Source organism: Ruegeria sp. AP7, from assembly GCF_056539905.1.
Map to the genome: position 1 here is coordinate 141,431 of NZ_JBQFVT010000008.1, position 12,115 is coordinate 153,545.

Here is a 12,115-nt window from a genome sequence, read left to right on the forward strand (position 1 = left end):
TCTATTGCCGGGTGATCTGCAGGCAGGCGCGCAAGCCTTGGTCTCCGGCCTCAAAACTCAGCGTTCCACCATGTTGCTCGGCAACGGTGCGTGCGATGGTCAGGCCAAGCCCAAAGCCATCTGACGAACCGGTGTTTGACCCACGCTGGAACGGGGCCAGCAATGCCTCGATATCATCAACCGACAAATCGGTGCCTTTATCTTCGACAATAATCGTGGCGGATTGAGCATTGGTTTCCAGCTCAACCTCGGCCCGGCGCCCATATTTCAAGGCGTTGTCGATCAGATTTGACAGCGCCCGCCTCAACGAGATTGGTCGACCCATCACCAGAATGCGCCGTGTCTCAGGCAGCGATCCGTGCCCCCGGCGCGACATGAACAATGACGGCGCACCTTCGACAGCGACAGGTTCAATCGCTTTCAAAGATACGGGCAAGTTCATATCCTGATAGTCGGCGACCAGTGACTCGACCAGTGAGGTCAACGAGATCTGCCGCGGTTCCTCGACACTGAGCTCGGACCTTGTATAGGTTAGTACACTTTCGATCATGCCGGTCATCTGATCCACGTCTGCTTCGAGCTTCTCGCGCAATTCGGCATCGTCGATCAAGGCGGCACGCAGCCGGACACGCGTTGCCGGCGTACCCAGATCGTGGCTAACACCCGACAGCACAATGGCGCGTTTCTCAAGCTGCGCGCGTTCAGCCTCAAGGTGATCATTCACCGCAGCCACGATATCGCGCAGCTCTTCCGGCCCGTCCGCATCATAACTTTGTGGCCCACCGCGGCGTTTGCGGTCACCAAGTGCCTGTGCAAAGCGCGTGAAGCTGTCCGAGACATTACCGACAGAGGTCAGCAACGCGGCCAGCGCGACGATACCCAGCAATATCGCGGGCAGGCGCAGATCAATCGGAGCTGCCTTACACCCCCAGATTTCAGTGCCATCAATCTGTTGCCAGACACCACGTCCAAATTGCGCGATCAGGATCGGTTCGCTGCAATAGGTCGCAAGCAGGCGCGTCAGATTGCCCATCTTCTCGGGACCTGTCTGATCGCTGCCGGACACGATGTCTGAAACCGGATAGACTAGCCGATCCGATAATACCGCCAGCGTCAGTTCGCGCCCACTCAGGGGGGCTGAACTGTCGGTCAGGATCGACAGGTTGGTGACAAAGCGGCGATCAGAAAAGCCGGGCATTTGTTGGAATTCTCCCCTATCGGCAAGTGCGGCGGCCTTGGCAGGCAAGGGATTGATCAGCAAGCCGGGTGGCGGTGCCATCCCCGTCCGCAAATCCTCGTATACGGTGAATCCCGCAACAAATGCCTGAGTTTGGAAACGGTTCCAAGCCTGTGCAGAGGTGAACCACAATGCGGTTGCCAACAGCCCTGCAGCGAAGGCTGACAGCGTCCAGACCCAACCAAAGCTGCGCAGGCGCAATGTCATGCGTCTTCATCTACCGATATGTCGGCGGTAAATATGTACCCAACCCCACGCTCAGTGCGCAGCATCTGAGGCTCTTTCGGATTAGCCTCAATTTTAGAGCGCAGTCGCCCAACCAGCATATCGATGGCGCGGCCTTGCGCCTCGGGCTTGTCAGCCTCGCCGGTGACATCCAGTGCGGTGGCGATCTCATCCCGTGTTAGCGGGATGTGTGGATTTGCTAGCAAGACTTTCAGCAGGGCGGTCTCGCGCTGTGAAAGCGAGACTAAATAGCCGTCGGGCGAATGTACCTCGTCCCGTTTGCCGTCAAAGACCCAGCCGTCAAAGTGAAATGTACGGGTACGGCGGCGATAAGCCAGCGAAGGGGTGCGTTGCGCGCGCTGCATCACAGCACGGACGCGGGCCAGCAGAAGCTGCGGGTTGAATGGCTTGGCAATGTAGTCATCCGCGCCAACTTCATATCCCGCCATGCGCTGGTGATCTGCCGACAAGGCAGAGACCAGAATGATCGGTACATCTTGCTCGGCACGCAATCTGGCGCAAATTTCCACACCGTTCTCATCGCCCAGCATCACGTCCAACAGGATCAGGTCGATCCGACCTGAGGTCAGATGCGTGCGTATTTCACTTTCTGAACTGGCAGGCAGCGCTATATACCCGTTCTGCTGAAAGAACTGGGTCATCATCGAACGCATCTCAGAATCGTCGTCCACCACCAGGAGCCGGGGAATACCCACTCTGATCCTCCTCTCAAACTTCCTCCGCTGCCGCCAATTGTAACGAATGGAAACGGATTCAAGCCCAAAGTAACACGCGGTAACAAAAGCGGTGAAAATTTCCGCCTTGTCAGGATATTGCTCTGCATTCTGCGTTGCCATGCGGCATTCTGTTAGCGCTATATCGAGCATCGCCGCCCATTGGGTGGCACCGAATTCTCAGGGAGGAGAACAAATATGAAGCGTTTTGCATTTGTCACTGTGTCGACCTTTGCCATTGCGGCCGGGTCGTCGGTAGTGGCCGAACCGCAGGCAGAAGTTCTGCACTGGTGGACATCCGGCGGTGAAGCGAAATCAGTCGCGGTTCTGCAGGAGGAGTTTGCCTCGAACGGTGGCACATGGACCGATATGCCGGTCGCAGGTGGCGGCGGTGATGCGGCCATGACTGCGCTTCGCGCACGTGTTCTGGCCGGTAACGCGCCGACAGCTGTTCAGCTGAAAGGCCCCGCCATTCAGGAATGGTATGAAGAAGGCGTTCTGGCAGACATCTCGGCCGTGGCCGAGGCAGAAGGCTGGGCTGATGTCCTGCCTGCGTCGATCGCGGGCCACATGAAGTGTGAAGGGACCTGGTGCGCGGCTCCGGTGAACGTTCACCGTGTTGACTGGATCTGGGCCAACGCGGACGTTCTGGCTGCAAACGGTATCGAAATGCCCAGCACTTGGGATGAATTCAATGCCGCTGCCGAAAAACTGCAAGCCGCCGGTGTGATCCCGCTGGCTCATGGCGGTCAGGCATGGCAGGACGCCACCGTATTCGAAGCAGTTGTGCTGGGCGTCGGTGGACCTGAGTTCTACCAGAAAGCACTGGTCGACTTGGACCCCGAAGCGTTGACCTCGGACACCATGGTGCAGGCGTTTGATCAGATGCGTACCCTGCGCGGATACGTGGACGAGAACTTCTCGGGCCGCGACTGGAACCTCGCAACCGCGATGGTGATGAACGGCGAAGCCGCGTTCCAGATCATGGGTGACTGGGCAAAGGGTGAATTCCTGGCGGCTGGCAAAAAGCCCGGCGAAGATTTCCTGTGCGCCTCGACCCCCGGCGACGGGTATCTGTACAACGTCGACAGCTTTGCCATGTTTGACGTGGAAGGCGACGACAAGAAAGCCGGTCAGGACCTGCTCGCCAAGCTGATCGTTGCACCGAACTTCCAGAAAGTGTTCAACCTGAACAAAGGCTCGATCCCTGCGCGGACCGATGTTGGTCTGGAAGATTTTGACATCTGTGCCAACCTGTCGGCCGAAGATATGGGCTCGACCTCGGCTGCAGGTTCGTTGCTGCCGTCTTACGCCCATGGCATGGCGCTGCGCGGGTCGCAGTCCGGTGCGATCACCGATGTTGTGACCGCACATTTCAACTCGGATATGTCCTCGGCTGACGCGGTTCAGCAACTGGCGGACGCGGTAGCAAACAGCTACTGATCCAATACGCTCTGCCCCCTATACTGAGGGGCAGAGCATTTTTCCCCGGAGGCTAAAATGTCCGAATGGCTGGAAAACCACCTGCCCAAGGTGGTGCTGGCACCGTCGTTCATCGCCGTATTGATCTTTGTCTACGGATTTATCGGATGGACCGCATGGGTGTCGCTGACCCGATCGAAACTACTGCCGAAATACGAGATCAAGGGCTTCATCCAGTATGAACGCCTGTTCGACTCTCCCCGCTGGGATACGGCAATCAACAACCTGTATATCTTTGGCGCGCTGTTCATCGTGATCGCGATGGTACTGGGCCTGTTGCTGGCCATCCTGCTGGATCAGAAGATCCGCGTCGAAGGGGCCATTCGCACGATCTACCTGTACCCCATGGCGCTGTCGATGATTGTGACCGGCACAGCTTGGAAGTGGATATTAAACCCGGGTCTGGGCATTGAATCCATGGTGCAGGGCTGGGGCTTTACCAATTTCGAATTCGATTGGTTGGTGAACCCCGATTACGCCATCTACACCATCGTGATGGCCGCGATCTGGCAAAGCTCGGGCTTCGTCATGGCGCTGTTCCTCGCTGGCCTGCGGTCCGTGGATGGCGAGATTATCAAGGCCGCGCAGGTCGATGGCATCCCCACATGGCGCATCTATACGGCGATCATCATCCCCTCGATGGCCCCGATCTTCCTGTCAGCCTTCATCGTACTGGCGCACCTCGCGATCAAGAGCTTTGACCTTGTCATCGCACTGACCGGCGGCGGTCCGGGCTACGCGACTGATTTGCCGGCCACGTATATGTACGCCATGGCGTTTTCGCGCGGCGATATCGGTCAGGCGGCTTCGTCCGCGATGATCATGATGCTGGTCGTCTTTGCCATCGTGGTTCCCTATCTTTACTCAGAGCTGAGGGCGAAAAATGACTGATCTGTCGATGCCCCAAACCCAAACCCGTACCCAAAGCGCCACTGGCAAGATTGCCCTGCGTTGGTTGCTTTATGTCCTGCTGGGCCTGTTCGCGCTGTATTACCTGATGCCGCTGTTCGTGATGTTGACCACATCGTTGAAAAGCCTTGAGGAAATCCGCACCGGGTCCTTGATCTCCCTGCCGCGCGAAGTCAGCTTCGACGCCTGGAAAACCGCTTGGTCCGGTGCCTGTACCGGTATCCAGTGTGAAGGTTTGCGGCCTTACTTCTGGAACTCGGTCCTGATTGCAGTCCCTGCGGTGGCCATCTCGACCCTTCTAGGCGCACTGAATGGCTACGTCGTGGCGCAGTGGCGGTTCAAGGGTGCCAACATCATCTTCTCGCTGATGCTGTTTGGTTGCTTCATCCCGTTCCAGGTGGTTCTGCTGCCCATGGCGCGCCTTCTGGGCATCATGGGAATCGCAGGAACCATTCCGGGTCTGATCTTTGTCCACGTGATATATGGGTTGGGCTTCACCACGCTGTTCTTCCGCAACTACTATGTCACCATTCCGGCCGAGCTGACCAAGGCGGCGCGTGTCGATGGGGCCGGGTTCATGAGAATCTTCTGGTCGATCTTCCTGCCGCTGTCGCTGCCGATCATCGTGGTGACCGTCATCTGGCAGTTCACGCAGATCTGGAACGATTTCCTGTTCGGCGTGTCATTCAGCCAGGCGGGCACACAGCCCGTGACCGTGGCGCTCAACAATATCGTAAACTCCACCACCGGCGTCAAAGAATACAACGTCGACATGGCTGCCGCGATCATCGCGGGTCTGCCGACGCTGCTCGTCTATGTCGTTGCCGGTAAGTATTTCATCCGCGGCCTGACCGCTGGCTCAGTGAAGGGATAAGACCCATGGCTCCCATCCTTGATATCAACAAACTCTACAAGAATTACGGCCCTGTCGAAATTCTGAAAGACATCAACATCTCGATTGAACCGGGCGATTTCCTGGTGCTTGTCGGCCCGTCGGGCTGCGGTAAATCCACCCTGCTGAACTGCATTGCTGGGCTTGAGGAAATCACCGGAGGCACCCTGTCCATCGGCGGTAACGACATGACCCATGTCAGCCCCAAGGACCGCGACATCGCAATGGTGTTTCAGTCCTATGCTCTATACCCGACCATGTCGGTCGCCAAGAACATCACCTTCGGCATGAAAGTGCGTGGGGTCGATCAGGCCACTCAGGATGCCAAGCTGAAAGAGGTCGCGTCGCTGCTGCAGATCGAACCGCTGCTCAACCGCCGCCCAAGCCAATTGTCGGGCGGTCAGCGTCAACGGGTCGCAATGGGCCGGGCGCTGGTGCGTGATCCTAAGCTGTTCCTGTTTGACGAACCCCTGTCGAACCTTGATGCCAAGCTGCGGGTCGAGATGCGGACCGAGATCAAGAAGCTGCACCAGACGCTGGACGCATCGATCGTTTACGTGACCCACGACCAAATCGAAGCAATGACGCTGGCGACCAAGATCGTCGTGCTTAAAGGCGGGATCGTGCAGCAGATCGGAACACCGGCCGAGATCTACAACAACCCGGCCAACCTTTTCGTTGCGGATTTCATGGGCTCTCCGGCGATGAACCTGATCCCAGCACAGGCATCGAACAATGGTTCGGGGACGCAGATTTCGATCACGCGAGAAACCGGCGATACGCTGGTCTTAACCGATGCGCGCGCACCGGAACTGCCGCAGGATGTCATCCTCGGTCTACGCCCTGAGGATATCGCCGAGGCTGGTTTCCGCGCCGGGGCAGGTGTGCAAGAGGCGGCCTGCATGGTCGATATGGTCGAACCTGCCGGGGCCGACACCTATGTGGTGTCGGAACTGGGGGGCAAGCAGGTCACAGCTCGGCTGCATGCCGAAACCAGCGCGCAGGCGGGCCAGATGTTGAATCTGGCTTTCGACATGAGCAAGGTGTCGTATTTCGCCAAGGAAACCGGTGAACGGCTGAATTGATTCCGTGGATTCAGGGAACGGATCACCACTGTGCCGCCGGTGTTAACCGGCGGCACGCTCGTTTTCGGATATCAGGATCAGCCGGTGTTTTTCAGGTCCTTGATCAGGCGATTCAGATCACCGCCACGCGCATCCAGCATCGCGCCGATTTCGGTGCGCTCGGTCAACAGCAGGTTCACACCTTCGATGAACATGTTGTAGAACTTGCCACGGCCTGACTTGTCGGACACCAGGAAGGTCACCTCGAACGGAGATGAGCCGCGTAGTTTGACCGAGGTTCTGACCTCGTAGCCGGTCTTGATCTTACGCGCATTGCGCACGGTGACCTCACCGCCGATGAACTCGCGGAACCGGCGACCATATTTGCGCGAGATATAGCCCTCAAACGCCTTGGTGAACTGGCGCAGTTGTGCGGACGAGGCTGAGCGTGCATCCGCCCCCAACGCATAGCGGGCCATGATCGGCACATCACCGTATTGAACGAAAATCTTCTGAAAATCGCGCAGCATCGCGTTCTCGGATTTACCCGAGTCGATGATACGCGTGATATCGGCCACCACGCTGTTGACCAGTTGCTTGGCCTGCGCTTCGGTCAGCGCAAACGCGGGCAGAGGCAATGCGGCAACTGTCATCCCGGTCAGGGCAGCGGCTACAAATCGGCGTCTGTTCAACAGGTTATTCGGCATAGGGGTCCTCATACGGGTCAAGATAGGGGTCTCTGACAGGGTCGGTCCCGGTGTTGGCGTAGGGATCGTCATACAGACCCAGATAGGCGTCTTCATCATCCCTTGCCAGTTCAAAGCGGCGATTTTGCAAATAGATCGTACGTGCCTGCGCGTAACTATCGGCACTGTCATAAAGAATTGAATCGACCGTATCCGAGAACCGTCCACGATCCCCCATGCGCCGCACAACCTCGGCATAGACACCAATGTTGTCGACCGGACGCACCGGAGAGAAGTTAATTGGGTTCGAGAAAAGATTGAATACGACGCCGACAGCATCACGCGCGGTCGACGGGCCATAGAAAGGAAGTTCCACGTAGGCGCCCTCGCTGACACCCCAAACATGCAAGGTTTCTCCGAAATCGGTGTCGACGGGCGGCAGGTTCAATTCATCCGCCGGAGCGGACAGGCCAAATCCACCCACGGTCGAGTTGATCAGAAAGCGCAGCAACGCGTTGCCCGATTGTTTCAGATTGCCTTGCAACAGATAATCCAGAGCCTGCCCTGGCATGGTCAGGTTTTCAGCAAAGTGATTGAAGCTGGTGACCATCGGATCGGGCACGATCTTCACATAGCCTTTTGAGGCTGGACGGAACAGGAACCGGTCAACGCCCAGATTGAACTTGTGAATGCCACGGTTGGCACCTTCGTAAGGGTCGAAAATCTCACCTCGCGCGGCAGCGTCCTGTGGCTGCGTTGCGCATGCCGACAGAACCGTCATGATGGCGAATATGAATAGGTGCTTCAGGCGAATATAGCTTGGCACTGTCTTCTTTACTCCAAAAATACCCGGTGGTGTGCCGGGCCTTCAATCAATACGGCCATTGCGCTCATGGTGCGCAATTCGTCTCACATAGAGGTTTCGCGCGGAATATGAAACAACGACTCGCGTTTACCTCAGTAGGTGGGAGGTCGTAAAGTGACACGAATTCAACACTTCCTGAACAGGAGAACACCCGCGCAGTTCGCAGGCCTTAAGAAAATTACCGCTTTCCCGCTTTCCGAAACCTGCGTTCCCGGTTAGCGTCCGCGCGGAATCACTGTGAGATGAGGATCAACCACATGAGTATTGCAGCAAAACTGGACAGCTTGGGTGTCAATTTACCGGACGCGCCCGCGCCCGCAGCAAACTACGTTCCGTTCGTGCGCATCGGCAACATCGTCTATGTGTCGGGCCAAATCTCCAAGGCGGACGATCTGATCACAGGCAAGCTGGGCGATGACATGGATATTGAGGCAGGTGCGGCTGCGGCCAAGGTCTGCGCCATCAATCTGCTGGCTCAGGTAAAAGCGGCGTGCGACGGCGATATCGACAAACTGGTGCGGGTGATCAAACTGACTGGTTTCGTCAACTCGACCGCTGATTTCACCGCGCAACCGCAGGTGATCAATGGCGCGTCCGATTTTCTGGTTGAGGCGCTGGGTGAGGCTGGTCGTCACTCGCGCTCAGCCGTCAGCGCGGCGTCGCTGCCGCTGGGCGTCGCGGTCGAAATCGAAGGCATCTTCGAGGTTCAATGACACCTTCGCTGCCCCTTGAGTTTCTGAAGCGCCCGATTGCACATCGGGCGCTGCATGACGTTGCAGACCAGCGGCCCGAGAACAGCCGGTCCGCCATTCGTGCTGCGATCGACGCGGGATATGGCATTGAAATTGATCTGCAGCGCACGCGCGATAACCGTGCGATGGTGTTTCATGACTATGACATGACTCGCCTGACCGGACGCGCGGGACCTATTCAGCAAATCACTGCGGCGCAGGCTCAGGCGCAGCCTCTGCTGCATTCCGACGGTGAGAGTATCCCGTCATTCGAAGAGGTGTTGAACATGGTTGCCGGTCGGGTGCCTCTTCTGATTGAGCTTAAGGATCAGGATGGGGCAATGGGACCTGATATCGGTGCGTTGGAAGCGGATGTAGTAAGTGCGCTGAAAGGCTATGTCGGACTGGTCGCACTAATGTCATTCAACCCACACGCGGTTGCCGAACTCGCGCGCCTTGCGCCACACCTACCGCGCGGTCTCGTTACCGGCTCTTACGACCCAAAGGCCGAGCTTTTGCCGCAATCCATTTGCGACCATCTGCGCAACATCCCGGATTTTGACCGTGTTGGGGCCAGTTTCATCAGCCATGAAGCTTCTGATCTTGACCGCCCCCGGGTCGCCGAGCTGAAGGAGCAAGGTGTGCCGATCCTGTGCTGGACGGTGCGCTCGCCTGAACAAGAGGCCGAGGCGCGCAGGGTTGCCGATAATGTGACCTTCGAAGGCTATCTGGCCGAATATCCCGCTTGATCCTGCCGCGCGCGATCACAGATAAAGGTGCAGCGCGGAGGGGACATGGATCAGGCACAGATTGAGGTTCGGGTTCTGACATCGCTATCGCAGATAACAGCGGGCGATTGGGACAGTTGCGCCTGTCCTGAGGTTGCTGATGGCGGGCGACCGCATGATCCGTTCACCACACACCGATTTTTGCTGGCTTTGGAAGAAAGCGGTTCAGTCGGACGCGGCACAGGCTGGCAGCCGCAATATCTGACGGCTTATCTTGATGGAATGCTGATCGGTGCGGCGCCGATGTATGCCAAATCGCATTCGCAGGGTGAGTACATCTTCGATCACAGCTGGGCCCATGCTTATGAAAGTGCAGGCGGGCGATACTATCCGAAACTGCAGATCGCTGCGCCATTTACACCCGCAACAGGCCGACGTTTTCTGGTGCGGCCCGGCTATGATGCGGTGGGCATGTCAGCGCTGGTGCAAGGCGCGGTGCAGCTAGCCGCCGAAAATCGCATCTCCTCACTGCACGCCACCTTCTGCACCGAGGCCGAGGCGCTGGCTGGTGAACAGATGGGCCTGATGGTCAGGCATTCGCAGCAGTTTCACTGGCTCAATGATGGATACACTGATTTCGATGGGTTTCTGGCAGCGCTATCTTCGCGCAAACGCAAAAATATCCGGAAAGAACGCGAGCAGGCCTGTGACTTCGGCGGGCAGATTCGTACGATCACAGGCGATGATCTGCGGCCGGAGCACTGGGATGCCTTCTGGCGATTCTACCAGGATACCGGCGCGCGCAAATGGGGATCACCCTACCTGACGCGGCAATTCTTTGATATCGCTCAGGAAACCATGACAGATGACATCGCTCTGGTGCTGGCCGAACGCAACGGATACCCGGTAGCCGGGGCCTTGAATTTCATCGGCCGGGAAACGCTCTATGGCCGCTATTGGGGCTGCGTGGAACACCATCCCTGCCTGCATTTCGAACTGTGCTATTATAGGGCGATCGACTTTGCCATTGCTGAAGGGCTGGCCCGGGTTGAGGCAGGTGCCCAGGGCGAGCACAAGCTGGCGCGCGGTTATATGCCGACCCGCACGCATAGCTTGCACTGGGTCGGTGATCCGGGTTTTGCTGATGCAGTTCAGAAATATCTGGACGCCGAAGCCCACGCAGTGGGAGAAGAGATCGAGATTCTGACGGATTATGGCCCGTTCAGGAAATCGAACCCGGAGGAACAGCAATGACCGAACTTCTGTCAACCGAGACCCGCGGCCCGCTGCTGGACCCGCTGTTCAGAAATGGCTGGACCATGGTTGAGGACCGCGATGCGATCACAAAGACCTTCATCTTCGATAATTTTGTCGCCGCTTTCGGCTGGATGACGCAGGTGGCGATCTGGGCCGAGAAATGGAACCACCACCCCGAATGGTCGAATGTCTACCGCACAGTCGAGGTGGTGCTGTCCACCCATGATGTTGGCGGCCTGTCCGCACAAGACGCCAAGCTGGCGCGAAAGATGGATAGCCTTCTATCGGTCGCCAGCTGACCCTGCACCACCTGCCAGCAACGCAGCGGTTCCTAGTTGTTTGAAATCATCTGGAGAAATGGTTCCTCCGCTGATATCGATGTTGGCCGGAATTCTGATCGTGCGGCTGCCGACCGAGCGGACGCTGCGGGTCGACGGGTTGATGTCGAGGCACCGTGTCTCATAACAGGTCAAACCGGCGGTATTGATCTGAATGCGGGTCTGTCCGTCTGGGCCGGTAACAACAGGTGATTGCGGTACATCACAAGCCGCGAGCACCAGAAGCGCGCCGAGGCTGATCCATCTCGTCATCTTACGCCTCCTGATTGAACACTAGTTTAATTGCCCATTGCCATCCAGATCAGCCGAGGTGAAATCGCTGTCCATCTGGGCGTCGTATTCTGGCCGTGAGATAGTGTTATCTCCATCGCGGTCAACATTCTGAAACTGCTTGATGTCTAGGAACGGTTTAGCTTCATCCAGGCCAAGTGTGCCGTTCTTGTCTTCGTCCATCGCTTGAAACGCATAATCCGAGAAGGCGTTGAATTCGTCCCGGGACAGAAACCCATCATTGTTCTTGTCGATATTGTTCAGCTCGGCCTCGTGCAGTTCTGCGACACTTTCGGCGCTTGCGGTGCCAGACATCAGAATGACAGCGATGATGATCAATGCTTGTTTCAAATCCAATCTCCTCAGCATGCGTAACGTTCGCCAGACAACCCACCTGCAGCAGCGCCCGCCGCCGTCAGAATAGTTTTGCCCGATCCACCGCCAAATTGATTGCCGATCACTCCGCCTATCAATGCGCCGCCTATGGTGCCGCTCAGACAAGCGATCTCGTGTTGCCGAGCAGCTTGTTGCTGGGGTGTAGGGGCAGGGCCGCACGCGGCTAAGGCGCCGGCGCCTCCAAGAATCAAAGTGATTAATTTCAGTCGCATCAATGAACTCCCGGGTTGTATGTCCAAGTATTGGCACATCGGGTCGTTGCATCAAGTTAAATGCGTTTCATGTGGCCCCGGTGATGCCG

At 57.4% G+C, this 12,115-nt stretch carries 15 protein-coding genes; 8 read left to right on the forward strand and 7 right to left on the reverse strand.

Annotation, left to right across the window (positions count from 1 at the left end):
* Window position 1 precedes the first annotated feature (1 nt).
* Entirely contained in the window at window positions 2-1,444 is a 1,443-nt protein-coding gene (locus tag ACR0KN_RS15185; protein ID WP_170774698.1) for a sensor histidine kinase, read from the reverse strand.
* Entirely contained in the window at window positions 1,441-2,178 is a 738-nt protein-coding gene (locus ACR0KN_RS15190) for a response regulator transcription factor (protein WP_010438510.1), read from the reverse strand. The genes ACR0KN_RS15185 and ACR0KN_RS15190 overlap by 4 nt, the downstream gene beginning before the upstream one ends.
* Before the next feature lie 216 nt (window positions 2,179-2,394).
* Here ACR0KN_RS15190 and ACR0KN_RS15195 point away from each other — a divergent pair, with 216 nt between their 5' ends.
* From ACR0KN_RS15195 to ACR0KN_RS15210, 4 genes are read left to right on the forward strand one after another with little or no spacing between them, the layout of a single operon-like run.
* Window positions 2,395-3,639 (forward strand): ABC transporter substrate-binding protein, encoded by a 1,245-nt coding sequence (locus ACR0KN_RS15195; protein ID WP_010438511.1) that lies wholly within the window; start codon window positions 2,395-2,397, stop codon window positions 3,637-3,639.
* Window positions 3,640-3,696: 57 nt separating this feature from the next.
* Window positions 3,697-4,569 (forward strand): carbohydrate ABC transporter permease, encoded by an 873-nt coding sequence (locus ACR0KN_RS15200; RefSeq protein WP_170387762.1) that lies wholly within the window; start codon window positions 3,697-3,699, stop codon window positions 4,567-4,569.
* Window positions 4,562-5,461, forward strand: coding sequence for a carbohydrate ABC transporter permease (locus ACR0KN_RS15205; protein ID WP_010438517.1), 900 nt, complete (start codon window positions 4,562-4,564; stop codon window positions 5,459-5,461). The genes ACR0KN_RS15200 and ACR0KN_RS15205 overlap by 8 nt, the downstream gene beginning before the upstream one ends.
* A 5-nt stretch (window positions 5,462-5,466) precedes the next feature.
* Window positions 5,467-6,564, forward strand: coding sequence for an ABC transporter ATP-binding protein (locus ACR0KN_RS15210; protein WP_010438520.1), 1,098 nt, complete (start codon window positions 5,467-5,469; stop codon window positions 6,562-6,564).
* Between the two features lie 77 nt (window positions 6,565-6,641).
* Here ACR0KN_RS15210 and ACR0KN_RS15215 read toward each other — a convergent pair whose 3' ends face one another.
* Window positions 6,642-7,250 carry an MlaC/ttg2D family ABC transporter substrate-binding protein gene (locus ACR0KN_RS15215; RefSeq protein ID WP_010438523.1) on the reverse strand — a complete coding sequence of 203 codons (609 nt, stop codon included), beginning with the start codon at window positions 7,248-7,250 and terminating at the stop codon, window positions 6,642-6,644.
* The gene (locus ACR0KN_RS15220) at window positions 7,240-8,055 is read right to left on the reverse strand and encodes an MlaA family lipoprotein (RefSeq protein WP_010438526.1); all 816 of its coding nucleotides are present in this window, start codon (window positions 8,053-8,055) and stop codon (window positions 7,240-7,242) included. Before ACR0KN_RS15220 ends, ACR0KN_RS15215 begins: the two co-directional genes overlap by 11 nt.
* A 296-nt stretch (window positions 8,056-8,351) precedes the next feature.
* Between ACR0KN_RS15220 and ACR0KN_RS15225 the strand changes: the two genes are divergently transcribed.
* The 4 genes from ACR0KN_RS15225 to ACR0KN_RS15240 are packed head-to-tail and all read left to right on the forward strand — an operon-like array spanning window position 8,352 to window position 11,109.
* Window positions 8,352-8,807: a RidA family protein gene (locus tag ACR0KN_RS15225; RefSeq protein WP_010438528.1), complete on the forward strand. Its 456-nt coding sequence runs from the start codon at window positions 8,352-8,354 to the stop codon at window positions 8,805-8,807.
* The gene (locus ACR0KN_RS15230) at window positions 8,804-9,574 is read left to right on the forward strand and encodes a glycerophosphodiester phosphodiesterase family protein (RefSeq protein WP_010438530.1); all 771 of its coding nucleotides are present in this window, start codon (window positions 8,804-8,806) and stop codon (window positions 9,572-9,574) included. Before ACR0KN_RS15225 ends, ACR0KN_RS15230 begins: the two co-directional genes overlap by 4 nt.
* A gap of 45 nt (window positions 9,575-9,619) precedes the next feature.
* Complete coding sequence (locus ACR0KN_RS15235) at window positions 9,620-10,807, forward strand: GNAT family N-acetyltransferase (RefSeq protein ID WP_170471615.1); 1,188 nt, start codon at window positions 9,620-9,622, stop codon at window positions 10,805-10,807.
* Window positions 10,804-11,109 (forward strand): 4a-hydroxytetrahydrobiopterin dehydratase, encoded by a 306-nt coding sequence (locus ACR0KN_RS15240; protein ID WP_170471617.1) that lies wholly within the window; start codon window positions 10,804-10,806, stop codon window positions 11,107-11,109. Before ACR0KN_RS15235 ends, ACR0KN_RS15240 begins: the two co-directional genes overlap by 4 nt.
* Here the strand turns inward: ACR0KN_RS15240 and ACR0KN_RS15245 are convergent.
* From ACR0KN_RS15245 to ACR0KN_RS15255, 3 genes are read right to left on the reverse strand one after another with little or no spacing between them, the layout of a single operon-like run.
* Window positions 11,092-11,400 (reverse strand): hypothetical protein, encoded by a 309-nt coding sequence (locus ACR0KN_RS15245; RefSeq protein ID WP_170471619.1) that lies wholly within the window; start codon window positions 11,398-11,400, stop codon window positions 11,092-11,094. The two genes, ACR0KN_RS15240 and ACR0KN_RS15245, sit on opposite strands and share 18 nt — an antisense overlap.
* 21 nt (window positions 11,401-11,421) lie before the next feature.
* Window positions 11,422-11,769, reverse strand: a complete 348-nt coding sequence (locus ACR0KN_RS15250; RefSeq protein WP_260023385.1) for an EF-hand domain-containing protein — start codon at window positions 11,767-11,769, stop codon at window positions 11,422-11,424.
* Between the two features lie 11 nt (window positions 11,770-11,780).
* Window positions 11,781-12,026 (reverse strand): glycine zipper 2TM domain-containing protein, encoded by a 246-nt coding sequence (locus tag ACR0KN_RS15255; protein WP_010438542.1) that lies wholly within the window; start codon window positions 12,024-12,026, stop codon window positions 11,781-11,783.
* Window positions 12,027-12,115 lie beyond the last annotated feature (89 nt).